Below are 22,834 nucleotides of genomic sequence, written 5' to 3'. Positions count from 1 at the left end.
CGCAGTAATTGCACCTACGGTCGCCTGCAAGGGGGATGCATTTTCGGCCAGCCAGTTCCACATGATGCCTCACAAGCGGAAAGGATTTTTCGAAAGGAACTGGACAGGCCGCAACGGGCCCCATGCAGAAATGGCGGTCCCCGAACGGAAACCGCCGCTGAGCTGATGTGTCTGCGGTGCGCTCTTCAAATCCAGTAGTGTGGAACGCCATAATGATCGTGCGTTCGGCGCTCCCAGTCTCGGTCCGCATACCAGTTGTCGTTACGGGCAGGCGCACCCTTTACCTCTTGCTCGGTGATGTCCGTCACGAAGCCGTTTCTGGACGTATCGTAACGCAGCTTTCCCCACGGCACGGGATGGTGTTCCTCGCCCAGCCCCAAAAATCCGCCAAAGCCCATCACCGCATAGGCGACCCTGCCGGATTGCTTGTCGATCATGAGGTGGTCGATTGTGCCGATATGGGTGCCATCGTTGCCGTAGACATCGGTTCCGTTCACATCGTTGGATGAGACGAGACTTGCATGTGCAGAATTGTCCATTTTTTCCTCCTCTATTTGCCTGCGGGAAGAACCGAAAATCCAGCTGCTTGGTTCCGCCGCTTGCGTCCGGACGGCAGCATTTTGCCGAAGCGAATTTCAAGGGGGTGAGCGCGATCTATTCTTCCGACAAGGTCTGAAGCGCGTCGATCACGCCGTCGCTCAGGCTTTGCAGATTGTCCTGCACCTGCGCTGCCGGGCAATCCGCCTTCAGCCGCGCCGCCATGTCGGACATGGAAAACCGGTTGGCCCCGTCCAAGTCCTTCAACTCGTCCCATGTCACCGGCACGGCCACGTGGGCGCCGGGGCGGGCGCGCAGGGAATAGGGCGCGATGGCCGTCGCACCGCGTTCGTTGCGCAGCCAGTCGATGAAGATCCGTCCCTTGCGCTTGGATTTCGACATGGTCGCGGTGTAACGGTCGGGCGCGCGTTCGGCCATCACATGGGCGAAGGTCTTGGCGAACAGCTTGACACTGTCCCAGCCCCGGGTGCGCCGCAGCGCAAGCCAGACATGCACGCCCTTGCCGCCCGTGACGATGGCGCCGCTTTGCAGGCCGATATCGGCCAGCGTATCGCGGACATCGAAGGCCGCAGACTGCACATCGGCCCAGTCCAGCCCCTCGTCGGGGTCGAGGTCGAACACCAGCCGATCGGGACGTTCCAGCCGGTCGGTCCGCGCACCCCAGATGTGGAACTCGATACTGCCCATCTGCGCGGCGGCGATCAGGCTCTCGGGGCGGGTGGCATAGAGGTAATCGGCGCTGTCGCCGTCGCTTTCCTCGATGTTGACGCGCGAAAGCTCACCGGGCATCCCGCCGCCGTCGTGTTTCTGGAAGAAACACGGATCGGAAATACCGGACGGGCAGCGGAACAGCGACAGGGGGCGGTGCCCGGCCAGCGCGATCAGGCGCTCGCCCACGCGCGCGTAATGCCGCGCCACGTCGCCCTTGGTGCAGCCTGCATCGGGAAAAACGGGCCGGCTCGCGTTGCTGATGCGGATGCCTTGCATGGTGGTGTCGTTGCCATCTTCCATCGGTTCCTCCAGTCCCACGTCATCGGCGTTCTTGTCGTCGCGCAGGCCGAGGAAGCTGGCGTGACGCACATAGCCGTCGCCGGTGAATTCGGTGAACTCGACCTCGGCCACCAGATCGGCGCGCACCCACTGCGCGTCGCGCGCGATGTCGTCCGGGACATCGTCGCAGGGCGGCGTCTTGCGCGGAGTCATCGCCCCGGCCAGGTCCGCCATCACCGCGTCGGAAAACCCGGTGCCGACCCGCCCCTTGTAGCGCAGCGCGTCGCACCCAGGGCTGGCCAGCAGGATGGAGGCGAAGGGCCGCCCGGCCTTGTCGGACGGGGAATAGCCGACGATCACGAATTCCTGCCGACGGGTGCATTTGACCTTGCGCCACGCCTTGCTGCGGGTGCCGCGATAGGGGGCGTCGATGCGTTTGCTGATGATCCCCTCCGCACCCGCCTTGCAGGCATTGGCGAACACCTCTGGACCCTTGCCGACGATATGCTCGCTGAGCCGCAGGGGGCCGCCGGAGGGCACGCCGGACAGCAGCCGTGCCAGCCGCTCGCGCCGTTCGATCTGGGGCAGCTTGCGCAGGTCGTCGCCGTCGATGCGCAAGAGGTCGAAGGCAAAGAAGACCAGCGCGTTGCCCTGTTTCAACGCCTTCTGGAGCGAGGAAAAGGCCGAGCCGTGGATGCGTGCGGCCATCACCTCGCCGTCGATCAGGGCGGCGTCGCAGGACAGGGGGTCGAACGCGCCGTCCAGTGCGTGAAACCGATCGGTCCAGTCCTTGCCCGACCGCGTATAGAGCCGCATGCCACCCTTGCCGAGTGCTGCAAGGCAGCGGTAGCCGTCGAACTTGGTCTCGTGCAACCAGTCGACGCCCTCTGGGGCTTCGGCCACCAGCGTGGCAAGCTGCGGCTTGACGAAGGCGGGGCGCTTGCGGCAGCGGTCGGGGGCGGGATCGGGCGGAGCCTTGGCGGGCGCGTCCTCGGCGATCTGCGTCATGGTGCGGCCGGTCTTGACCGAGACCGCCTTGCCCTTGGTAAAGCCGTCCGGGTCGCCCTCGGCGTAATCGTCGCGCTCCTTGATCAGCAGCCAGTTCTCGCGCGTCTCATTCGGTTTCCCGCGCATACGCACCAGCGCCCAGCCGCCCTTCATACGCTGGCCTTGCAGGGTGAATTTCAGCTTGCCGTCGCTCAGCCCCTTTTCGAAATCCTCCTGCGGCACCCAGCCGCCGGTGTCCCACAGCATCACCGTGCCGCCGCCATATTCGCCCTTCGGGATCGTGCCCTCGAAATCGCCGTAGTCCAGCGGATGGTCCTCCGTCCGCACCGCCAGGCGCTTTTCGCCCGGATCGGGCGACGGCCCCTTCGTGACCGCCCAGCTGAGCAGCACGCCGTTCCATTCAAGCCTGAAGTCGTAGTGCAGGCGCGAAGCCGCGTGTTTCTGCACCACGAAGCGGCGTTTCGCGCCTCCCGCCCCCACCTGACCGCGCGGCTCTGCGGTGCGGGAAAAATCCCGCCTGGCATTATAATCGGCCAGCGGATCGAGCGATTTCGTCATCTAGGACGCCTTCTTGGCCGGCTTCTTTTTCTTCTTGCCGTCCGCGTCCTTCAGGCTCTGTTTCAGCGCGCTCATCAGGTCGACCACGTTGCCGCCGCCGCTGTCATCGTCGCCCGTGCGCACGCGCGGGGTCTTCTTGTTCCTGATCTTCGCGTCCAGAAGGTCCTGCATCGCCTCGGCATACTTGTCGTGGTAGGCACCGGCGTCGAAAGGCGCGCTCTTGCGGTCGATCAGGGAGGTGGCGACCTCCAGCAACTCCTTGTCAACCTTCTCATCCTCGATATCGGTGAAGATCTGATCGGCCTCCCGCAACTCGTCCTCGTAATGCAGCGTTTCCATCAGCAGCCCGTCACCGCAGGGTTTGACGGCCGCCAGGTATTCCTTGCCGCGCATTGTGACCTGTCCCAGACCCACCTTACCCGCGGCCCGCAGCGCGTCGCGGACCACGCGGTAGGCATCCTGCGCCAGCTCGTCCGAGGCGGTGATGTAATAGGGCTTGTCGAAATAGAGCGGCGATATCTCGCAGGCATCTACGAACTGCACCAGCTCGAAGGTCTTTTTCGTCTCCAGCTTGATCGCGTCGATCTCGTCGGGGTCCAGCAGGATGTATTCGTCGTTCTCCACCTCGTAGCCCTTGACGATGTCGTCCGACTTGACCGGGCCGATGCCGGGCACGGATTTCTCGTAGCGGATGCGCTTGCCCGAGGGTTTGTGGATCTGGCGGAACGATACACGCGCGCCCGATTTGGTGGCCGAGAAAATTTCGACGGGGATGGAGACGAGCGACAGGCGAAGCTGTCCTTTCCAGAGTGCGCGCGGTGCCATGTCGATCCTTCTCCTTGCAGGATGCACCGCCATGATCGAAGACGGGATGCCTAAAGATATAGATTGAGACCGGCAACTGTTCCACATTCCGGTTCGGGAACCAATTCCTACACCTTAGGTTGATCGGATAGTTCGTCGAATTGGCGCTTGCGCCAGCTAGGAGTGCCCGTGGCCTCGGTATCCATGTCTTCTCAATTCCTGCGCGTCCTCATGGCAGTGTTGACGTTTTCCCTGCTGTCGGCCTGCAAGGTTCCGGATGATCCCGAAGGCACGACAGAGAAGGTGATGGATAACGTTCTCAGGGTTGGAGCCCTGATCGAACCACTCGATCAGGCAGATGCGGCCGCTGTCACGCGGGTCGCAAATGTCTTTCGAGCAACGCCAGAGTTCGTGACGGGCGACCCCCATACTCTCTTTGCGCAGCTGGAAGACGGAGAAATTCATCTCGTTGTAGGCCGTATTCCTGCCAATACACCCTTCACGAGCGATATCGCGCTGAGCGATCCGCTTGGCAGCATCATGCTGGGTGACCATACCGACGACCGTGTTCTGGCCGTTCGAAAGGGTGAAAACAGGTTCCTCATATCCGTGAACCGCGCGATCGAAGGGTTGGTAGAATGACCCACGACATTCCCGAGGAGATCGAGCGCAAGCTGCGCCGTGCCGCCAGACTGGAATGGTGGTCGATCTTCTGGCTGCTGACCATCATCGCGGTAATGTATTTCGCGATGGGGTCCAGCCAGGCGATGAAGACAGCTTGGATCGAGGATACGCTCAGCCTGCTGCCGCCAATCCTGTTCCTGCTGGCGCGCAAGTTCGAGAATAAGCCCGCGAACGACAAATATCCTTTCGGGTTTCACCGTGTCGGGTCGCTGGCTTTTCTTCTTGCCGCCGGTGCGTTGACGGCCATGGGGGGCTTCCTACTCTATGACGCCGCCAGCGCCATGATCCTGCAGGAACATCCGACCATCGCAAATGTCACGATCCTCGGCTGGGATGTCTGGCTGGGCTGGCTGATGGTTGCCGCACTTACTTATTCGATCATTCCCCCTGTCATTCTTGGCCACATGAAGAAACCGCTGGCGCGGGCGACGATGGACAAGATTCTCTACACCGATGCGGACATGAACGCAGCCGACTGGAAGACTGGACTGGCAGGTATCGCAGGCATCATAGGCATCGGGTTCGGCTTTTGGTGGGCCGATGCGGCCGCGGCGGGGCTGATCTCCTTCGATATTCTGCGGGACGGACTGCGGAACATTCGCATTGCGGTTGCCGAACTGCTGGACGGAGCGCCCCGAGAACTGGACTCGACCGATGTCCACCCGATCGTCGATACGCTTTCGACCGAGTTGCGTAAGCGGTTTCCGGGTCATGACGTGCAGGTGCGTGAAACCGGACGGTTCGTGCGAGCCAATGTGGTTCCGTCCAAGGGTGGAGAGCTGAGCATCGGTGAGGCGCGGAAATTGTCATCAGATGATCAAGCATGGCGGCTGACAGCGCTCGGGCAACAACTACAAGATCTGCCTGATCCTTCGGAGAACAACGAAAGGTCTATTCGCTGATGAACCAATAGACGAAGCGGGAGTTAGACCAAGACATGTCCGTTGCATGTCAATCGGACACGACGGTATGGAGAACAGGGCGATTTTTCCGATTTCCCGTTCTGGCCAACGCAAAGGCAGACGAGCTTCTCGTCCCGTCTGCAACGGGCATGTTGCCAGCCATAATCAAGCAGGCGGCGAAACGGCGGACCCCGGTGTGTAAAACACTGCGGTATCATATATTTCAGAGTTTGTGAGGTCAGATGCACGATCCGTTCAGGCGCGCACGCGCGAAGACACAGCGCAAGTTAAGACGCGTGGGCGCTTCCGCAATTACCGAAATGTGGAGCATGCTCCTTGGCCCGGCCGAACCGAAGAAACGTAGAGCCAGAAAACCCGGAACGCTCGCGCGCAAAGCCGTGAAGCCTGCCAGTCTGTCGCGTGCAGCCGGCGGCGGAAGTGGTAAAGTCAAAGCCCGCGCGGCTGTTCCTGCCACTTCCAGATCCCAGGCAAAGACCCCGCGGGGCGCAACGTTCAAGGGCGGACAGCATGAGACCGCTTTTGGCACCCGTTCATACAAGCTCTATGTGCCGGTCGCTGCGAACAAGGCAACGAAGCCGCTTCCGCTGCTCGTCATGCTGCACGGGTGTGGGCAATCGTCGAAGGATTTTGCACGTGGCACCGGGATGAATACACTGGCAGAGGAATTCGGTTTTCTGGTTCTTTATCCGGATCAGGCGCGGGACGCCCATCATTATCGGTGCTGGAACTGGTATAGACGGGGCGATCAGAACCGGGGCGCGGGAGAACCCGCTTTGCTGGCGGACATGACGCGCAAGATCATTGCCGACTGGAACGCCGATCCCTCCAGAGTCTATGTCGCGGGCCTGTCTGCCGGGGCAGCAGCAGCGTTGATCCTGGCAACGGAATATTCCGATATCTTTGCGGCGGTCGGTGTTCATTCGGGGCTGGCCGTAGGAGCCGCCCATGATCCAGCATCCGTTCCGAGAGCGATGCAAAGTGGCGATCCGGGCAAGCGTCTTGATGCTCAAGTGCCGACCATCATTTTTCATGGCGACGCGGACAAGGTCATCAACCCCCGCAACGGTCGTTTTATCGCCATTCGGGCGCTTGAACCCTACAGCCATCTTGACCGGACGGAAAGGAAAGGGCGCGTTGACGGTGGCCGCGAATTTACCCGCACTGTGCATCGCGTGGGCAGGGGACGTCCATACATCGAGCAATGGGTCATCCATGGAGCCGGGCACGCTTGGTCCGGCGGACATGCGGCCGGAAGCTACACCGATCCCACAGGCCCTGATGCCTCGCGGGAGATGGTGCGCTTCTTTCTGCGACACCGCACGACCAAGAAGCGTCGATCGACGCTACCCTAGTGAACTCCGGTCATGCCACCAATTTCGGTGAGGCAGGATCATTCACAATCAGATGTCCGGCATCCCACAGTGCGGGACAAACCTCCGCCTCGGCATGACCGTTGCGCAGTCTGCGACATGCACCGACGGGAATATCAACAGCGGCCAGAACATGGTCGGTCATCATGGCGGCGGTCTGGGGCGCAATCGCCGCGTGAATGCCGTCAAGCGAGACGCCGACATCGCAGGGCAAAAATACGCTGGCACCCCCAACGACTGTGTCCGTCAGCGCAAAACCGAAGGGCACACCGACCGCGCCCAGAACGCAGACAACCGTCTGAAGCTCGATGGCCCGGGCCCGCGCGCAACTGAACACCCTGTTGTAGCCGGTAATCATATCGGTTTTGGCAGGGATGATCACCAGATCAAGGTCGAGCGTGCCCAGCCGGGACCACAAATCCGTAAATTCGCTGTCGAGGCAGATGATCATGGCAACCCGCAGCCCATTCCAATTGAAGACGTTAATCGATTCACCATGAACGGTAATGCCACCTGCGCCCTGGGCTTCGAGCGGAGTCAGGCTCAGTTTGTCCTGGCTGTGACGCTGACCATCGGGCGTGATCAACCAGGCACGGTTAAAATAGGTCGGGACACCGTCCACCGGTTCGGTCAGGAAGGGTATCGTGCCTGCAAGTATCGAAACACCATGTTTCGCAGACATCGCCGCAATCGCATCGAGCGCTACCTCCCCGCATTCGAACAGCCATTCAAGGGTGTCTGCCTCCGCCATATCTGCGGGCGCAAAGCTCAACCACTGGGCGCAGGCGAACTCCGGCAGGACAAGCATGTGACCGCCCCGAGCCACCGTCTGTGCGACCCGCATTTCCAGTGCAGCAAGCCAAACCTGCAAATCCGGCACCACCGGTTCAAGATTGGCGGCCCAGAGGTCGATCGAGACAAATTCCATGGATTTTTCCAGTTTGGAAGGAGGGTGGGCGGTCTGGCAGATCTTCCGACGCTCGAGACAAGCTCGGACGTTCGTTTGAGGTCGCAGACGGCTTTCAATCAGATTGGTAGGCATGACTTTACGTCTCGTCGCATCAATCTAGATGGAAGCTATGGAATATTAACCGGCGTAGGATCTGCTTTGGTCGATATTAGCCTGTCTGCGCGCGCACCAATCCCTTGGAGAAACACAAATGTCTGAAAAATCACCGCAATTTCGTCCCTCAATCGAGACGCAGAAATCAAATGAGACGACTGAGCGTCCCGAAAAAACGGGGCAAGGCGGCGAAACGCATCAGCAGTCATCCGATGGCGCGTGTTTGACCACAGCGCAGGGTGTGCCGGTTTCGGACAATCAGAACACGTTGAAAGCGGGGCCGCGGGGTCCAGCCTTGCTCGAGGACTTCCATTTCCGCGAGAAGATGTTTCATTTCGACCACGAGCGTATCCCCGAGCGGGTGGTGCATGCCCGGGGCTATGGCGCGCGCGGATATTTCGAGACAACCGACGCGATCCCGGAGCTTACGTCCGCGCATCTTTTGCAGGAGAAGGGCCGCAAGGTGCCGGCATTCGTCCGGTTCTCGACCGTGGCGGGCAACAAGGGGTCGATGGATCTGGCCCGCGATGCACGCGGATTTGCCGTGAAACTCTATACCGAGGAAGGCAACTGGGACATCGTCGGCAACAACATCCCGGTGTTCTTCATCCAGGACGCGATGAAGTTTCCCGATCTGGTGCATTCGGTCAAGGAAGCGCCTGATCGCGCCTTTCCACAGGCGCAATCGGCGCATGACAACTTCTGGGATTTCATCTCGCTCATGCCCGAAGCCATGCACATGGTCATGTGGACCATGTCGGACCGGGGCATTCCGCGGTCGTTCCGGTTCATGGAGGGGTTCGGAGTTCACACATTCCGCTTCGTCAACGCGGAGGGGGAGAGCCATTTCGTCAAGTTCCACTGGAAACCCAAGCAGGGTCTGCAATCGGTCCTGTGGGACGAGGCGGTCAAGATCAATGGCGCCGATCCCGACTTTCACCGACGCGACCTGTGGGGAGCCATTCAAGCGGGCGATTTCCCGGAATGGGAACTGGGCGTGCAGGTGTTTGACGACGCCTTTGCCGACACGTTCGACTTCGATGTGCTGGATGCGACCAAGTTGATCCCCGAAGAGGACGTGCCCGTGCGTATAATCGGGCGGCTTGTGCTGGACAGCGTGGTCGACAACTTCTTTGCCGAGACGGAACAGGTCGCGTTCTGCACCCAGAACATCGTGCCGGGCGTCGACTTTACCAACGACCCGCTGCTGCAGGGGCGGAATTTCTCCTATCTCGACACACAAATCAAACGTCTGGGTGGTCCAAACTTTACTCATATCCCCGTCAATGCGCCGAAATGTCCCTTTGCGCATTTCCAGCAGGACGGCCACATGGCGATGCACAACCCGGCGGGCCGCGCCAATTACGAGCCGAACAGTTGGAAGGATGGCGGCCCCCGCGCCGATCCGGAGAGCGGTTTCACGTCGTTCCCAGAAGCGGTCGAGGGTGAGAAGCGCAAGGTGCGTGCAGAGCTGTTCGCCGATCACTACAGTCAGGCGCGGCAGTTTTACCAAAGCCAGACCGAGGTGGAGCAGGGCCACATCGCCGACGCGCTGATCTTCGAGCTGTCGAAATGCGAGGTGCTGGACATCCGCGAGCGTGTCGTGGCGCATCTGCCGAACATCGACCCTGATCTGGCGCAGATGGTCGCAGATGGGCTGGGTTTTGACAAACTGCCCAAGGCCCACACGCCCCGGCGCGACATGGTCGAGGGTCTCAAGCCATCGGACGCGCTTTCGATCCTCAAGAACGGGCCGGACAACTTTAAGGGCCGCAAGCTGGGGATCCTCGTGACAGACGGGATCGACGGTGATCTGCTGGCTTCACTTCGAGACGCTGTAAAGGACGCGGGCGGCATGGTCGAGATCGTCGCGCCGACCATCGGCGGCATCAAGACGTCCGACGGTAAACGCGTGCCGGCGGATCAGAAAGTCGATGGCGGGCCGTCTGTGCTCTATGATGCTGTCGCTGTGATGACATCGGCAGACGGGGTGGAAAAGCTGAAGTCCATGCATCCCGCCAAGGGCTTCGCTGCCGACGCGTTTGCACATGCGAAGTTCATCGCACTCGCTGGTGAAGCCGAGAAGCTGTTTCATGCGGCAGGGGTTGACGATTTTGACGACGGCGTATTCCGACTCGAGGGCAAGGACGACTGTGCGGATTTCATCGAGGCTTGCGGGAAAATGAGGTTTTGGCAGCGCGGATAATCTACTTTTATACTGTCGGATCACGGCATATGGCGGGCGGAGAAATCCCTGAGCCATTCCTGCAGCTTTGATGAGACGTCGGGTCCGGAATATTGCCGGAAATAAGGCAGTGCCCGGGCTAGATGTGCCCAGTCTGTCTCCGCGTCATCAAGCCTATGGGCAAGCACTTCTGTCAGTCTCTCCGGAACCCTCATTTCTTGATCCTGATGACTGAAAAATAGCGCAAAGGGAGCGGCGTTCAATTCGGCGGTCAATCCTGCTAAATCTTTCAAAAGCAAGATGTTATCGTCCTCGGCGGCGTGAAGATATAGTAGAAGCTTGCGCCCGTGGACGACCGTTTGAGTGGTCGTCACGACAAAGCTCACGCCGAGCGTCAGGACAACCATGCCATTCACACCGACCACCACACCTAAAAGTGAGATACTCGACGTCGCAGGCGATGTCGTGCCACCTCCAACCGTCGAGAGGAGATGACCGACGTGTGATATGAATCCGACCGGGCTTGCCGGCAACCCGCTGCTCTGGTCTACAACTGACCCTGTGATGCCGTAAAAGATCATTGCCCAAGACAGATTTACGCCCAGGATCCACCATGTGGCCACGGTTGTCACGACCAGCGGGCCGATGATCTTGTGCTTGATGTCTGTGTCAGGCAATTGCCTGAACAGGCGGAACGCGGTCCGGGCCACACGTATCGCAATCGGGCTGCTATCGTTCGTCCCGACCGTCGTGATCAGGAAATCCGTCATGGTAACGATCAGACATATGGCTCCGAGAAGTCCGATGAACAGCGACATGGCGGCCCTTTCCTGCTTTCATGAGCATTCCGAGCAAAATTCACGGCACCTGCATGGGGTTCCGTGATCCTTAGCGACCGATCTTTTCCATGCTCCACCCCACCGAGAAACCGTGCAGGACGGTCGACAGGAAAATCGTCAGCGCGGTGATGATCCACAGGTCAGAGAGATGCGGCAGATCGGCATGGCTGGTCGCATAGGCGAGATAATAGATCGACCCGATCCCGCGCACCCCGTAGACGGCAACCACCGCCCGGTCGGAACGGGCCAACGTGCTTGCCGCCAGGGATAGCCATCCCGCCAGCGGGCGCAGCACCACGATCAGCAGCACCGCGATGGCGACATGGTTCCAGGTCAGGTCCGCTGCAAGAGCGGGGAGCAGCCCACCCAGGGCAATCAGCAAAAGCGCCGTCAGGGCGTGTTCGATGGATTCCGAGAAATCGTGCAGCTGCCGATGATAACGGTGTTCGCTCTCGATACGCCTCAGCGACAGGCCCATGACGGCCACGGCGATGAAACCGTAGCCCTCGATCAGTTCGGTGGAGCCATAGCACAGGAACACCCCGGCAATCGCGATCACCCCCGATCCGGTGTCAGCCAGCCGCGTTTCCTTTGGCAGGTTGAACAGGATCTGGCCCAGCAGCCAACCCCCGGCCCAGCCCATCGCGGCCCCGATGAAAATCCGGTAAATCACGTCTTCCAGCAGCCAGCGCAGGCCCCAGTCGCCGGGGGCCAGACCCTGTGCGATGACGATCAGGCCGAGGTAGACGAAGGGAAAGGCCAGCCCGTCGTTCAGCGCGGCCTCCGTAGTCAGGGCAAACCGCACCGGATGCTCCTTTCCCTCCTGCGGCGGCGCGATCTGCACATCGGCGGCGAGAACCGGGTCGGTCGGAGCCAATACGGCGGCCAGCAGAAGCGCGGCGCCGGCGGTCAGACCACCCAGAACCACGCCCAAGAGCGCGACCGCCGCGATGGTCAGGGGCATCCCGATCACGAGCAGCCGCAGCGTCGGTCCCCATTTCCGCGGCGGACCGAGGCTGTCGACCCGCATGCCGGCGGCGAAGAGCGCGACGATGACGGTGATTTCCGCCACGACCTCCCACAGCAGGGGGGCGCTGCGCGGGTCGGGAGGTGCGGGCAGGCCGGGGACCGTGAGGACCGCCGCGGCCCCGAGCAGGATCATCAGCGGGGCGGCCGCCGGTTCCCGCGAGGAGACCAGCCGCGGAAACCAGCGCGCCAGGATCACGATGCATCCCGCCACCGCGAGGGTCAGGTGATAGGTGCTGAATTCGAAGAAGGCATCGGTTTCCATTTCAGGCGTCGGCAACCCCCTTGAACAGGGCCTCGTCCACATGATCGCCGTGCAGCACCGAGATATCGCCGGTTGTCTCCAGCACCACGGCACGAACGGATGAGAAATCAAGCGCATTGGCCTCCCGCAACTTTGCGATCAGGTCTTCCTCGGCAACACGCGTCGCGCGCAAGGCATCGTGCAGGATGACGCCGTCCTTCATCAGCAGGACCGGCGTATTCTGAACCAGCGCGTCGAGTCGCGGCGACCAGCGTCGCAGCCGCGAGACGCCATACTGGACGGCAAAGAGGCTGGCCATCGCCGTCAGCGTCTGAAGAAATCCCGTCCATTCCTGCGACTGAGACGCCCCGGCCAGAAGCGAGCCCATGGCAACAGTCATGACGAAGTCGAAATTCGTCATTTTCGAGAATGATCGCAATCCGACTACGCGGACCAGCAGGATGATCCAGGCAATGCCGACCGCGCTCAGCAGGACACCCTTGGCAAGGGCATCAATGACGGATCCGTCAAAAAACATCCGTGTTTCCTCCTGTCGGAAAGGTCTCTTTTCATCGGGGGGCGCCGGTCCGACATGCGACCATAGCCGTATGCCGCATACCGTTTCTCAATGCAGATTAAACCCGATACTTACAAATACAGCTAAAGAAAGCTGATGACGACAATTTGAGGAGGAAGTTTTCGATAATGGTCGATTTCAATGAGTTCATACTCCGCGTCCTGTTTTCCGGCGCATGCGGATTGGTCGTCGGGCTTGATCGTGAGATCAAGGGCAAGCCGCTGGGTGCCGGAGTTTACGTCCTGGTCGCCATTGGCTCTGCCGCCTTGATGGCAGTCACCCTTAATTTTGCCCTGAGCGGTATGGCCGAGGATGAGGCCATGTCGATCGATCCCACCCGTTTGATCCAGGGTATTGTCGGAGGTATCGGTTTCCTCGGGGCGGGGGCGATCATGTCGCCGCGGGACAACGGGCGGCTGAAAGGGGTGCGCAGCGGGGCCGCCATCTGGGCGGTGGGGTCGATTGGCATCGCATGCGGGCTAGGTTACCTGAAGGAGGCGGCGTTCATCTCGGTGCTGATCTTCGTGGTTCTCAACCTCTTCGACTGGCTGCATATCCGGGGAAACAAATAAGGGAGCCGTCATGTCCAGCACATCCAGTTGCCTCGTCACCAAGCTGTCTCATTACGTCTCGCTGTCCCAGGCGGATTGCGCAAGGCTGGCCACCCTTGAAAAGGCAGAGCGCACATTCGATGCCGGACATGAGGTGTATCAGGGCGGTGACGAGAACAAGGACCTCTATGTCGTGAAACACGGCTGGGCCTTCAGCTATACGGACCTGCCCGATGGCCGCCGCCAGATCGTCAAGATCCATCATCCGGGCGACATCATCGGCTTTCCGGATGTCGCCCTGAAACATGCGACGACGACCTTGCGCACGGTCGAGGACGTATGCCTCTGCCCGTTTCCGAAATCGTCGCTGGACGAGATCCTGCGCGAGTCTCCGAAGCTTTCAGCACTTTTGCTATCGATAGCACTTCGCGACCAGGTTGTTTTGATTGATGTTCTCCGCGCTATGGGCCGGATGAGTGCGCAGGAACGGGTCAGCTACATGTTGCTGGATCTCATATCCCGTCTCCGGATTACCAATCCGGGCATGACCGACACGATCCGCCTGCCGATGACGCAGAGCCAGATCGCTGATTACCTCGGCCTGACCAATGTCTACATCAGCAAGACCTTCATCCGGATGGAAGAGGATGGCTATATTCACCGCGATCAGAATCGGCTCCAGATCCTTCGGGAAGATGCGATGATCGAACTTACGGATTTCCATGATCGCTATGCCGACATGGATACCTCCTGGTTTCCGCAAGACTGACCGCCGCGGCGGAATTCAATCCAGTTGGAAGCATGGTTTGGCGGTGTCCCGCATCTTTGGCACACCCGCGTCGGCGATGAATCATCCGAAGTGGGAACCAACGAGCAACGAAGTTTGTTGCACCGTCGGTAGCGTCGAAATCTGACAAGCTACTGATCGAAAAATTTTATTGCTACTTAACTATCGCTCGGGGGCGAATGTGGAACTGCGGGCTGTCATCATCTGGGGAATACTGATTCTGTCTGCCGTCCTCCCGGCGGTCGGTCTGTTCCTCTGTGCGGTCATCATCGTGGTTCAGATCGGTTCGATGGGCCTTCGGCCATTTGTTGCCTGTCTGCCCGCCCGGCTGGCGACGGGTCGGCAGGACTTCGCCAGCCCGCGTTTTTCAATCCATGTCGCGACCCATGCGGAACCGCCCCGGCTGGTGATCCGCACCCTGCGGGCCCTGCTGGATCAGGATTGGCCGTCGGATGGCTACGAGATCGTCGTGATGGACAACAACACGGCCGATCCGGCGTTGTGGAGACCGGTGGAAAACTTTTGCACGGCGCATCCGGGCCGGATCACATTCCTGCACCTGATGGGTGTCGAGGGCGCTAAGGCCGGCGCGCTCAACATCGCGCTGACGCATACGCGCGCCGATGCGACCCATGTGGTCACTGTCGATGCGGATTACGTGGTCGATCGCGATTTCCTGAACCGCGCGGCGGAGGCGCTGCACCGGACCGGGGCGGATTACGTGCAGTTTCCGCAATCCTATGTCGCCACGACGACCACCGCACCGGGCGTGGATGCCGAGCTTGAGGAATATTTCCGCACCAATGCCGCCGCCGCCGATGAGGCAGAGGCGGTGCTGTTGACCGGCACGCTCTGCGTGATTTCGAAGACTGCGCTGGTTTCCGTCGGCGGGTGGTCGGGCGCCACCACGACCGAGGATGCGGACCTGGGCGTGCGGCTTTGCCACGCGGGCTTCGCGGGCCGGTTCATCAACCGGGTCGTGGGCAAGGGGCTGCTGCCGCTGTCGCTGCGCGATCTCGAAAGGCAGCGCTATCGCTGGTGCAGCGGCAACGTCCAGACCCTGCTGCGGCATGGGCGGACGATCCTCACCCCCGCGGGCGAGTTCGAGCTGCACAAGCGGCTGGTGATCCTCACGCAACTGACTGCATGGTTCAGCCTCGCCCTCGTGCCTTTCGCGCTGCTGACGGTCTGGCTGCTGACCGGGCAGGGGCATACGGTCGCCGCCGCGCTGGCTGCGGTGGCCATCCTGCTCGCGCTTTGCGACATCGTTTCACGCGTCGTGGCGCGCGGGTTGCGCGACGGGCAGGCCCTTCCGGTCATCCTCCACGCGCTGGCCTGTCGCATCGCGCTGGCGCCGCAATCGGCTAAGGCGACCTTCGATGCGCTCGCGGGCTGCCGCCTGAAATTCGTGGTCACCGACAAATCGGGCGGCAAGGGCGCCGGTTCCCTGCCCATCTGTCACCTCATGGTTTTCCTCACCGCGCTCCTGCTGCTGCTCGGCGGGCACCCTGCGGAGCCGCTGATCCGCGCCGCGCTGCTGGCGCTCCTACTGCCGTTGCCCGCCGCGCTGCTGACCGACAGGAGCCTGCGCGCCTATCGTGCCACCATCGCCTCACCTGTGAAGGAGGTTTCCGCATGACATCCGACCCGCTGGCCCCCCTGGTCGATATCGTCATCCCGACCTGGAACCGCGCTCATCTGATCGTTGGGGCCATCCGCGCGGCACTCGAACAAAGCTGGTGGAACATCCGCGTCACGGTGATCGACGACGCCAGCACCGACGCGACCGAAGACGCGGTGCGGTGCTTCCTGGCCGATCCGCGTTTCAACTACATCCGGCTGTTGCAGAACCTCGGCACCGCCAATGCCAAGAACGCGGGCCTGCTGCTGACCGCGGGCGATGCGGTCACCTTCCACGATTCCGACGACATCCCGCACCGCGACAAGGTTCTGCACCAGGTCCGCGTGTTGACCGCGCAGGATATCGGTGCCGACGACTGCCTGAACTGGCAACTGGCGGGCAAGGAAGCGGGGCAGCGGCTGGAGGTCAGCGCCGCGCTCACCCACCACGAACTGATCCTGCCGGACGGGCGGCGCGTCGAGATCCGGCGCGACCTGTCCCTGCTCGATGACGTGTTCCCGAACCTTCAGATGGGCGCGCAGGTGCCGGGAGAGTGGACGCACATCAACTCCGGCCTGTTCCGCGCGGATGTGTTCCGCCGTCTCGGCGGGTTCGAGGATTGCATCGAGGAGGACCGCGAGTTCCGCAACCGGCTGATCCTGAACGGCGAGATCGTCTGGATCGTGCCGGAACTGTTGCTGACCAAGATCGAGACGCCCGACAGCCTGACGCAATCGACGGTCTCGGATTACGACAGCGCCCGGCGCAGGGCGGACCGGCAGAAGGTCTGGGCCAAGGTCGAGGTGTGGCGGGAGAACGGCAGGGTGGCCCCGGTGCCGGTGGATATCCCGACCCTCGGCGTCAGCCATGTCAGCCGGCCCGACCTGCTGGCGCGGCGGGACATGCCGGTCACGCCCGCCACGTCGGCCCGGGTCGCGCAAGTCCTCGCCACCGTTCCTGCTACAGGGATGGCCGCGCAATGAAGGCCTTTCGCCAGGAGACAGCGCGCGCGCCCATGGGAATCGTCGATCCGTGCTCTGCCGCGGGTTACGACCTGCCCGACCTCGGGACCGGCGGTCTTGGCGGCACCGAAGCGACGGTGCTGCGGGTGGCCGCTGCACTCGGCTCCCGGTTCGAGATCACGCAGTATCAGCAGGGTCGCAGCAACCGGCACCTGTCCGAGGCAGGGACGTTGCGGCCCCTGCAAGACCTCGATGACGCGCAAAACCCTGCCGCCCTGATCGTCATCAACCGCTGGAAGGTGGCGATCAAGCTGCGCAAGCGGCATCCAGCCACGCCGATCTTTCTTTGGCTGCACGTCTATCCCGGCCGTCACAACCGCAAGATGGCCGCGGCGCTGAAGGCTGCCGGCATCACGGTGATCTGCGTGTCCGAAACGCACGCCCGTGCGCTTGCGGGGTTTCTCGGGGCGGAGGATGTGCCGCCCATCCGGGTGATCTACGATCCGCTCGATGACGATCTGCACCCCGACGCCACGCCCCGCGATCCCGACCGGCTGCTCTTTGCCAGTTCGCCCCACAAGGGGTTGGCCGAGGTGTTCGAACAATTCGCCACGCTGCGCCGTGACCTTCCGAACCTGACCCTTGCCGTGGCCGATCCGGGCTATCTGCGCTGGGATACCGGGCCGGTGCCCGAGGGCGTGGTTTTTCTGGGATCCCTGTCCCATGGGGCGCTCATCCGGCAGATGCGCCGTGCGCTCTGCCTGTTCTATCCCCAGACGACATTTGCCGAGACCTTCGGCCTGGTGCTGGCCGAGGCCAATGCGGTCGGCACGCCGGTGCTGGTGCATGATGGGCTGGGTGCCAATGCGGAAATCGTGGCGGATGCCACGCAGCGCGTGGATGGCCATGACCCGGCGCAGATCCTTGGGCGCATTCAGGCGTGGCGGCGTGCGCCGCCGCAGGTCACCGCCAATCCCGCCTTCCGGCTGGGCCGGGTCACCGGGGACTGGGTGCAGCTGCTGGAACACGCCGCTGCAAGGCATCTTGAGATGGAGATGGTAAAGAGCACATGACAGCTTCCAGACCCCTTGCCGAGTTGCCGCCTTCGACCACCGCCGGGCCGGTGCCGTCCGATGTCGCGGAGGCCCTGCGGGCCGCCGCCGCAGAAGAGGAGCGTGGCGCGCGCCCGATCGGCCGCTCCATCGATCTGCTGCGACAGGCGGACCTTCTGACCGATGACGGCGCGACCGATCCCGCCCGCACCGCCCGGGTGCTGATGCAGGTGGGCGCTGCGAACCTCGGCGTCGGGAGGCTGTTCGAAGGGCATGTCAACGCGCTGCACCTGGTCCGCCTTTATGGAACGAAGGTGCAAGAGGCGCGGGTCGACCGCCAGATTGCCGAGGGCGCCCTGCTGGGCGTCTGGGGGGCCGATGGCGCGGCGCCGGTGACGCTGGATGCCACGGGGCAGCATTTGCAGGGCGGCAAGTGCTATGCCTCGGGGCTGGGCACCGTGAGTCATGCGCTGGTCACTGTGGATTCCGGTCCCGAGGTGCGGCTGGCGCTGGTCGATGTGACGGACGCCGCCCCCGCGGACCCGTCCGCATGGGACATGCAGGGGATGCGGGCGACTGCCTCGGGCAGCTTTGATTTCACCGGCCTGCCGGTCGACAGGATCGAATGGATCGGCGACCCCGGCGATTACCTGAAGGAGCCGCATTTCGTCGGCGGTGTTTGGCGGATCGCGGCCTTGCAGGCCGGCGCCACCGCCGGCCTGCTGGACGTGGCCGCGACAGAGCTTCGCGCCGCAGGCCGCATGGCGGCGGAAGCCCAGAAGAGCCGTCTGATGGATGCGCTGATGCGCGTCTGGGCCGGCATGGCCCTGACCGAGCGCGCCGCCGGAGCCGCTGCCGATCGCCACATCGCGCCGGACCACATCGTTACCACCTCCATCGCGGCCCGGCTCTTTACCGAGGAGGTCGGGCTCGATGCCATCCGGGCCGTCGAGCAGAGCATCGGCCTGCGGCATTTCGAGGCCGGGTCCGAGACCGGGCGCATGGCCCGCGATCTGGCAGTCTATCTGCGGCAGGCCGCGCGGGATGCGTTCCTGCAACGCGCGGCGCAGACGGCGCTCGGGAAAGACGGGCGCATCTGGGGGGTCTTCGGATGAACGTGGCACATGCGCCCTTGCTGCCGGACGTGTTCGAGGGTCGCGAAAGCTTCGTCGTCTTGGCCCCACATCCTGACGATGAATCCCTCGGCTGCGGCGCACTTCTGGCGCGGGGTTTCGCGGGCGCGGGCGCGCATGTCATCTGCCTGACGGATGGCAGTGCCAGCCATCCCGGATCGCGGCAATGGACGCCCGGGCGACTGGCCCGCCAGCGACATGCGGAGATGGTAGCGGCCATCGAATGTCTCGGCGGTTCCGCGCGTGATCTGACCTGGCTGGGCCTGGCCGACAGCCGTCTTTATCAGGCCGATGCCGCCACTGTTGCTACCAAGCTTGAACAGATCATTGAGGGCCATGGCGCGCGCCATGTTTTCGTGCCTGCGGCCGAGGATCACCACGAAGACCACCAGGCGACGGCGCGGTTCGCCGGCGCGTTGCGCCGCCGCCGCCCGGAGTGGGCGTTCTACAGCTATCCCGTCTGGTGCCGCTGGGACGATCCCGAGTTCCCCCGGACCGCCACCCGTCACGCCCCGGTGTGCGTGCCCCCGGAGGACCTGCGCGACAGGAAACGCGCGGCAGTCCATGCGCATCGAAGCCAACTGGGCAGGGTCGTCACCGATGATCCATCGGGCTTCATTCTTCCGGCAGGGTTCATCGAGAAATTCGTGACCGAAGACGAGATCTTCTGGAGGATGCCGTGATGGGTGTGGGCCGCGATCATCTGCACGCGCTCTATGCCGACACCCCGGACCCTTGGGATTTCGAGCAAAGCGACTACGAACAGGCCAAGTTCGCCGCGACGCGGGCTGCGCTGACGCGGCCCCGCTACGCCTCGGCCTTCGAACTGGGCTGCGGCAACGGGCAGCTCGCCCGGCATCTGGTGGACATCTGCGACCGCTATACCGGCATGGATGCGGTGGCCATCGCGATCGAGGCCGCGCGCCGGGCCGTGCCGGATGCCACCTTCATCCACGACTTTTATCCTTGTCCGCTGCCAAGGGGCGATTTCGACCTGCTGATTCTGTCCGAGATCCTCTATTTTCTCGATGAGGGCAGCTTGCGCAAACTGGCATCGGATATCGCCACCGCATGGCCGAAGGCGGAGGTGCTCTGCGTGAGTTGGCTTGGCGAAACCGACCATGATTTGCAGGGCGAGGAAGCGCTGGCGATCTTCACGGCGGCGCTGGATACCGATGATTTCGATTGCGTGGAGCAAACCGACAAGTATCGCATCGACCGTGGCCTGCCGAGGGGCACGCCATGACTCGCCCCATCGCAAAAGACACAGCCATAATCATCCCCGCCCGCAACGAGGAAGCCCGGATCGGGCCCTGTCTCACCGCCTTGGCCGAACAAGGCAACGCGGTGGTGATCCTGGTGCTCAACAACACCACGGACCGCACCGGCAGCGTGGCCCGCGGCATCGCCGCGCAGTTCGGCCTGGACCTGACGGTGCTGGAACGGACACTGCCTGCGCACGAGGGTGTCGGCACCGCCCGGCGGATCGGGTGCGATCACGCCCTGCAAACCATGCCTGCGCTTCGCTACCTCTTGACCACGGACGCGGATTGCATCGTCGCCTCGAATTGGATCGCACGAAACCTTGCACACCTGAAAACAGCGGACGCTGTCTGCGGTAAGGTCGATCTAATCGAGAATGAGGCCGATATCCTCGATGGCATGGACCCCCACCTCGCCACACTGGAAGGAATCTACAGGACCCTGGTGCAGGACATCTACGGCCGCCACGCGCCGGGGTGTGCGGATATCGGCGGCACCCACGGCGAAGCGGCGGGGGCGAGCCTCGCGTTCACCCACGCCGCCTATCTGGCAGGAGGCGGGTTCGCGCCCGTTCGTTGTGGCGAAGACCGCCGGATCGTTCGCGCGCTCCGCGCGGCCGGTCAGCGGGTCCGTCACGCCGACGATGTGACGGTGCAGGCCTCGTGCCGCCTGATCGGACGCGCGGCGGGGGGCATGTCCGACGCTCTGAAGGCGCGGATCGGGGGCATGGACTACCTGATCGATGATTGCCTGCCGCCGGCGGACTGGCTGGTCACACAGGCCAGCGGCAAGACGCTGGGCCCCTGGCCGCCGCAGGTGCCCGCCCGCTTCCGCCTGCATGTGCGGGATCTCCCGCAGCATATTGAAATACTGGAGAAGTTCAGGAATTCGGAGCGGCTGATATCCGCCTCGATAGCTTCGGCAGCAACGATGCCATGTTCCCACCTTGACACGCTGCTGCCGGGCAAGGGGTCAGCAAATGTCCCCGCTGGCCCCGGCATGCGGGCCTGTCCGGTCCCTGTGGATCGTCTGCCCGCACCCACTCAAACCAATGCGTCGGCACTGCCGACCGTGAAAGGAGCATAAGATGACAACGTTGAAAGACCTTTATATCGATGAACTACAGGATCTCTGGTCCGCAAACGACCAGATGTCGAAGGTGGTGTCGGCGATGGCCGACAAGGCATCCGACAGCAAGCTGGCCGACCGGTTGAGTTCGGCCAAGGACGGGATCGACCAGCATACCCGCCTCCTGAAATCCGTGCTCGAGGACACCGGTGCCGACGTGAAGAAAGAGCATTGCAAGGGCATGGAAGGGCTCGTGAAGGAGGCCCGGAAGCACGCGCTCGACAGCGACATGAGCGGTGCCGCGCTCGACGTGGCGATCATCGCGCAATACCAGCGCATGTGCCATTACGGCATCGCCGGGTTCGGCACGGCCAAGGCATTCGCCGAGGCACTCGGCAATGATGAGGCGGCGCGCAAGCTCGACGAAGCGTTGGACAACATCTACGGGTCCGACGATTTCATGACCGAGCTGGCCGAACGCTCGCGGAACGTGGATGCGATGGCCTGACGGATCTTGAAGTCCATTCCTTTCATCAAGCGGTTTCCTGCCCGCGCTATCTGACGGCCGGAACCACGCCGTTCCTGAAAGGTTGACTCGTAATAGAAAACATCAATCAAAGTGAGGCTACCATGGATCATTCCAAGCATACCCCCCTCCGTCCGGACGAACTGACCTCCACAACGGTCGAGGGCGCGAACGTCTATGGCCCCGATGACAGCCACATCGGTGACGTGTCCCATTTTCACGGCACGGGCCAAAATGCACAGGCTGTTGTGGATGTGGGCGGATTCCTCGGCATCGGAGCCAAACCGGTGGCGCTGAACGTGTCGAGCCTGAATTTCATGCGCGATGAGAACGGCAAGGTTCATGCAACGACCGTCATGACGAAGGACGAACTGAAGAACTTGCCCGAACACAAGCACTAATATCTACGGGCGGCAAATCGGAAGGGACGGCACATAAATGTGTGTCGTCCCTTTTCTTTGGAGTGCCCCCACTGAAGTGGTCCACCAACTGGGATAGTATTATCCCGTTTCAGGAGGATCAGAGATGGCTGGAACGCGAGACAAACCCGAAGACGTTGTGCTGAAGCTTCGACAGGTTGAAGTGCTGCAAGGACAAGGCATGGGGATCGCAGGGGCGGTTCGCCAGATCGGCGTGTCGCAGCAGACCTACTACCGCTGGCGCAAGCAGTATGGCGGCATGACCCGGGATCAGCTCAACGGCTAAAAGAGCTGGAGACAGAGAATACCCGGCTGAGGCGCGCGGTGTCGGATTTGACGCTGGACAAGATGATCCTGACCGAGGCCGCGCGGGGAAACTTCTAGGCCCTTCCCGCCGCAGACAGTGCATTGACCATGTGCGGCAAACCCTCAGCGTATCTGAGCGCCGGGTTTGCCGCACATTGGGTCAGCATCGCTCGACGCAGCGCAAGATGCCCCTTGGCCTGCCGGACGAAGCCCGGCTGACCGAGGACATCATCGCACTGACAGAAGAGTTCGGACGCTATGGCTATCGCCAGATCACCGGTTTGTTGAACCAGGCGGGATGGTGTGTGAACCACATG

Annotated in this window: 22 protein-coding genes and 1 pseudogene; 16 read left to right on the top strand and 7 right to left on the bottom strand. The window is 62.3% G+C overall.

What is annotated here, in order from left to right; genetic code table 11:
* Positions 1 to 185 precede the first annotated feature (185 nt).
* From DC366_RS17395 to ku, 3 genes are all read right to left on the bottom strand, one after another.
* Entirely contained in the window at positions 186 to 539 is a 354-nt protein-coding gene (locus DC366_RS17395) for a PRC-barrel domain-containing protein (RefSeq protein WP_207768763.1), read from the bottom strand.
* A gap of 115 nt (positions 540 to 654) precedes the next feature.
* A complete protein-coding gene (gene ligD, locus DC366_RS17390; RefSeq protein ID WP_108693466.1) occupies positions 655 to 3,114 on the bottom strand; it encodes a DNA ligase D in 2,460 nt (819 codons plus the stop codon).
* Positions 3,115 to 3,939 carry a non-homologous end joining protein Ku gene (ku, locus tag DC366_RS17385; protein WP_108693465.1) on the bottom strand — a complete coding sequence of 275 codons (825 nt, stop codon included), beginning with the start codon at positions 3,937 to 3,939 and terminating at the stop codon, positions 3,115 to 3,117.
* A gap of 168 nt (positions 3,940 to 4,107) precedes the next feature.
* Here ku and DC366_RS17380 point away from each other — a divergent pair, with 168 nt between their 5' ends.
* From DC366_RS17380 to DC366_RS17370, 3 genes are all read left to right on the top strand, one after another.
* On the top strand, positions 4,108 to 4,560 hold the full coding sequence (locus DC366_RS17380; protein ID WP_133176234.1) for an enoyl-CoA hydratase: 453 nt from the start codon (positions 4,108 to 4,110) through the stop codon (positions 4,558 to 4,560).
* Positions 4,557 to 5,504 (top strand): cation efflux transmembrane domain-containing protein, encoded by a 948-nt coding sequence (locus DC366_RS17375; RefSeq protein WP_108693463.1) that lies wholly within the window; start codon positions 4,557 to 4,559, stop codon positions 5,502 to 5,504. Before DC366_RS17380 ends, DC366_RS17375 begins: the two co-directional genes overlap by 4 nt.
* A 242-nt stretch (positions 5,505 to 5,746) precedes the next feature.
* Positions 5,747 to 6,877, top strand: coding sequence for an extracellular catalytic domain type 1 short-chain-length polyhydroxyalkanoate depolymerase (locus DC366_RS17370; RefSeq protein ID WP_108693462.1), 1,131 nt, complete (start codon positions 5,747 to 5,749; stop codon positions 6,875 to 6,877).
* 10 nt (positions 6,878 to 6,887) lie between these two features.
* Here DC366_RS17370 and DC366_RS17365 read toward each other — a convergent pair whose 3' ends face one another.
* A complete protein-coding gene (locus tag DC366_RS17365; RefSeq protein WP_165802949.1) occupies positions 6,888 to 7,823 on the bottom strand; it encodes a nitrilase-related carbon-nitrogen hydrolase in 936 nt (311 codons plus the stop codon).
* A 232-nt stretch (positions 7,824 to 8,055) separates the two neighbouring features.
* Between DC366_RS17365 and DC366_RS17360 the strand changes: the two genes are divergently transcribed.
* Entirely contained in the window at positions 8,056 to 10,164 is a 2,109-nt protein-coding gene (locus DC366_RS17360; protein WP_108693460.1) for a catalase, read from the top strand.
* 20 nt (positions 10,165 to 10,184) lie between these two features.
* On the opposite strand, the gene DC366_RS17355 is transcribed toward DC366_RS17360, so the two are convergent.
* The 3 genes from DC366_RS17355 to DC366_RS17345 all read right to left on the bottom strand — a co-directional run bounded on the left by DC366_RS17355 (position 10,185) and on the right by DC366_RS17345 (position 12,790).
* Positions 10,185 to 10,961 carry a hypothetical protein gene (locus DC366_RS17355; protein ID WP_093363015.1) on the bottom strand — a complete coding sequence of 259 codons (777 nt, stop codon included), beginning with the start codon at positions 10,959 to 10,961 and terminating at the stop codon, positions 10,185 to 10,187.
* Positions 10,962 to 11,031: 70 nt separating this feature from the next.
* Entirely contained in the window at positions 11,032 to 12,273 is a 1,242-nt protein-coding gene (locus DC366_RS17350; protein ID WP_093363016.1) for a cation:proton antiporter, read from the bottom strand.
* 1 nt (position 12,274) lies between these two features.
* Entirely contained in the window at positions 12,275 to 12,790 is a 516-nt protein-coding gene (locus DC366_RS17345; RefSeq protein ID WP_108693459.1) for a DUF421 domain-containing protein, read from the bottom strand.
* Between the two features lie 167 nt (positions 12,791 to 12,957).
* On the opposite strand from DC366_RS17345, the gene DC366_RS17340 reads away from it, so the two are divergent.
* The 12 genes and pseudogenes from DC366_RS17340 to DC366_RS20370 form a co-directional block, all read left to right on the top strand.
* Positions 12,958 to 13,401: an MgtC/SapB family protein gene (locus tag DC366_RS17340; RefSeq protein ID WP_093363018.1), complete on the top strand. Its 444-nt coding sequence runs from the start codon at positions 12,958 to 12,960 to the stop codon at positions 13,399 to 13,401.
* A 10-nt stretch (positions 13,402 to 13,411) separates the two neighbouring features.
* Positions 13,412 to 14,149, top strand: coding sequence for a Crp/Fnr family transcriptional regulator (locus DC366_RS17335; protein ID WP_108693458.1), 738 nt, complete (start codon positions 13,412 to 13,414; stop codon positions 14,147 to 14,149).
* Between the two features lie 199 nt (positions 14,150 to 14,348).
* Positions 14,349 to 15,806 (top strand): glycosyltransferase family 2 protein, encoded by a 1,458-nt coding sequence (locus tag DC366_RS17330; RefSeq protein WP_108693457.1) that lies wholly within the window; start codon positions 14,349 to 14,351, stop codon positions 15,804 to 15,806.
* Positions 15,803 to 16,771 (top strand): glycosyltransferase family 2 protein, encoded by a 969-nt coding sequence (locus DC366_RS17325; protein ID WP_108693456.1) that lies wholly within the window; start codon positions 15,803 to 15,805, stop codon positions 16,769 to 16,771. The genes DC366_RS17330 and DC366_RS17325 overlap by 4 nt, the downstream gene beginning before the upstream one ends.
* Positions 16,768 to 17,823: a glycosyltransferase gene (locus DC366_RS17320; RefSeq protein ID WP_108693455.1), complete on the top strand. Its 1,056-nt coding sequence runs from the start codon at positions 16,768 to 16,770 to the stop codon at positions 17,821 to 17,823. The genes DC366_RS17325 and DC366_RS17320 overlap by 4 nt, the downstream gene beginning before the upstream one ends.
* Complete coding sequence (locus DC366_RS19980; RefSeq protein ID WP_165802948.1) at positions 17,820 to 18,917, top strand: acyl-CoA dehydrogenase family protein; 1,098 nt, start codon at positions 17,820 to 17,822, stop codon at positions 18,915 to 18,917. The genes DC366_RS17320 and DC366_RS19980 overlap by 4 nt, the downstream gene beginning before the upstream one ends.
* Complete coding sequence (locus tag DC366_RS19975; RefSeq protein ID WP_165802947.1) at positions 18,914 to 19,618, top strand: PIG-L deacetylase family protein; 705 nt, start codon at positions 18,914 to 18,916, stop codon at positions 19,616 to 19,618. The genes DC366_RS19980 and DC366_RS19975 overlap by 4 nt, the downstream gene beginning before the upstream one ends.
* The gene (locus DC366_RS17310; protein WP_108693469.1) at positions 19,618 to 20,181 is read left to right on the top strand and encodes an SAM-dependent methyltransferase; all 564 of its coding nucleotides are present in this window, start codon (positions 19,618 to 19,620) and stop codon (positions 20,179 to 20,181) included. Before DC366_RS19975 ends, DC366_RS17310 begins: the two co-directional genes overlap by 1 nt.
* Complete coding sequence (locus DC366_RS17305; RefSeq protein WP_108693454.1) at positions 20,178 to 21,284, top strand: glycosyltransferase family 2 protein; 1,107 nt, start codon at positions 20,178 to 20,180, stop codon at positions 21,282 to 21,284. Before DC366_RS17310 ends, DC366_RS17305 begins: the two co-directional genes overlap by 4 nt.
* 1 nt (position 21,285) lies before the next feature.
* Positions 21,286 to 21,774, top strand: a complete 489-nt coding sequence (locus DC366_RS17300; RefSeq protein WP_108693453.1) for a YciE/YciF ferroxidase family protein — start codon at positions 21,286 to 21,288, stop codon at positions 21,772 to 21,774.
* A 122-nt stretch (positions 21,775 to 21,896) separates the two neighbouring features.
* Positions 21,897 to 22,193 (top strand): PRC-barrel domain-containing protein, encoded by a 297-nt coding sequence (locus tag DC366_RS17295; protein ID WP_108693452.1) that lies wholly within the window; start codon positions 21,897 to 21,899, stop codon positions 22,191 to 22,193.
* Positions 22,194 to 22,317: 124 nt separating this feature from the next.
* Positions 22,318 to 22,828, top strand: a pseudogene (locus tag DC366_RS20370) (transposase); the annotation flags it as partial.
* Between the last annotated feature and the right edge of the window lie 6 nt (positions 22,829 to 22,834).

This window comes from Pelagivirga sediminicola (assembly GCF_003072125.1).
GTDB classification, from domain to species: domain Bacteria; phylum Pseudomonadota; class Alphaproteobacteria; order Rhodobacterales; family Rhodobacteraceae; genus Roseovarius; species Roseovarius sediminicola.
The sequence above is the reverse complement of the archived record's forward strand: the minus strand, read 5'-3'. Positions and strand labels throughout refer to the sequence as shown.

Excerpts from the sequence above, each read along its gene's own strand:
- DC366_RS17395 (WP_207768763.1), bottom strand. The coding sequence starts at position 539 with ATGGACAATTCTGCACATGCAAGTCTCGTCTCATCCAACGATGTGAAC.
- ligD (WP_108693466.1), bottom strand. The coding sequence starts at position 3,114 with ATGACGAAATCGCTCGATCCGCTGGCCGATTATAATGCCAGGCGGGAT.
- ku (WP_108693465.1), bottom strand. The coding sequence starts at position 3,939 with ATGGCACCGCGCGCACTCTGGAAAGGACAGCTTCGCCTGTCGCTCGTC.
- DC366_RS17375 (WP_108693463.1), top strand. The coding sequence starts at position 4,557 with ATGACCCACGACATTCCCGAGGAGATCGAGCGCAAGCTGCGCCGTGCC.
- DC366_RS17370 (WP_108693462.1), top strand. The coding sequence starts at position 5,747 with ATGCACGATCCGTTCAGGCGCGCACGCGCGAAGACACAGCGCAAGTTA.
- DC366_RS17365 (WP_165802949.1), bottom strand. The coding sequence starts at position 7,823 with ATGGAATTTGTCTCGATCGACCTCTGGGCCGCCAATCTTGAACCGGTG.
- DC366_RS17360 (WP_108693460.1), top strand. The coding sequence starts at position 8,056 with ATGTCTGAAAAATCACCGCAATTTCGTCCCTCAATCGAGACGCAGAAA.
- DC366_RS17355 (WP_093363015.1), bottom strand. The coding sequence starts at position 10,961 with ATGTCGCTGTTCATCGGACTTCTCGGAGCCATATGTCTGATCGTTACC.
- DC366_RS17350 (WP_093363016.1), bottom strand. The coding sequence starts at position 12,273 with ATGGAAACCGATGCCTTCTTCGAATTCAGCACCTATCACCTGACCCTC.
- DC366_RS17345 (WP_108693459.1), bottom strand. The coding sequence starts at position 12,790 with ATGTTTTTTGACGGATCCGTCATTGATGCCCTTGCCAAGGGTGTCCTG.
- DC366_RS17340 (WP_093363018.1), top strand. The coding sequence starts at position 12,958 with ATGGTCGATTTCAATGAGTTCATACTCCGCGTCCTGTTTTCCGGCGCA.
- DC366_RS17335 (WP_108693458.1), top strand. The coding sequence starts at position 13,412 with ATGTCCAGCACATCCAGTTGCCTCGTCACCAAGCTGTCTCATTACGTC.
- DC366_RS17325 (WP_108693456.1), top strand. The coding sequence starts at position 15,803 with ATGACATCCGACCCGCTGGCCCCCCTGGTCGATATCGTCATCCCGACC.
- DC366_RS17320 (WP_108693455.1), top strand. The coding sequence starts at position 16,768 with ATGAAGGCCTTTCGCCAGGAGACAGCGCGCGCGCCCATGGGAATCGTC.
- DC366_RS19980 (WP_165802948.1), top strand. The coding sequence starts at position 17,820 with ATGACAGCTTCCAGACCCCTTGCCGAGTTGCCGCCTTCGACCACCGCC.
- DC366_RS19975 (WP_165802947.1), top strand. The coding sequence starts at position 18,914 with ATGAACGTGGCACATGCGCCCTTGCTGCCGGACGTGTTCGAGGGTCGC.
- DC366_RS17310 (WP_108693469.1), top strand. The coding sequence starts at position 19,618 with ATGGGTGTGGGCCGCGATCATCTGCACGCGCTCTATGCCGACACCCCG.
- DC366_RS17305 (WP_108693454.1), top strand. The coding sequence starts at position 20,178 with ATGACTCGCCCCATCGCAAAAGACACAGCCATAATCATCCCCGCCCGC.
- DC366_RS17300 (WP_108693453.1), top strand. The coding sequence starts at position 21,286 with ATGACAACGTTGAAAGACCTTTATATCGATGAACTACAGGATCTCTGG.
- DC366_RS17295 (WP_108693452.1), top strand. The coding sequence starts at position 21,897 with ATGGATCATTCCAAGCATACCCCCCTCCGTCCGGACGAACTGACCTCC.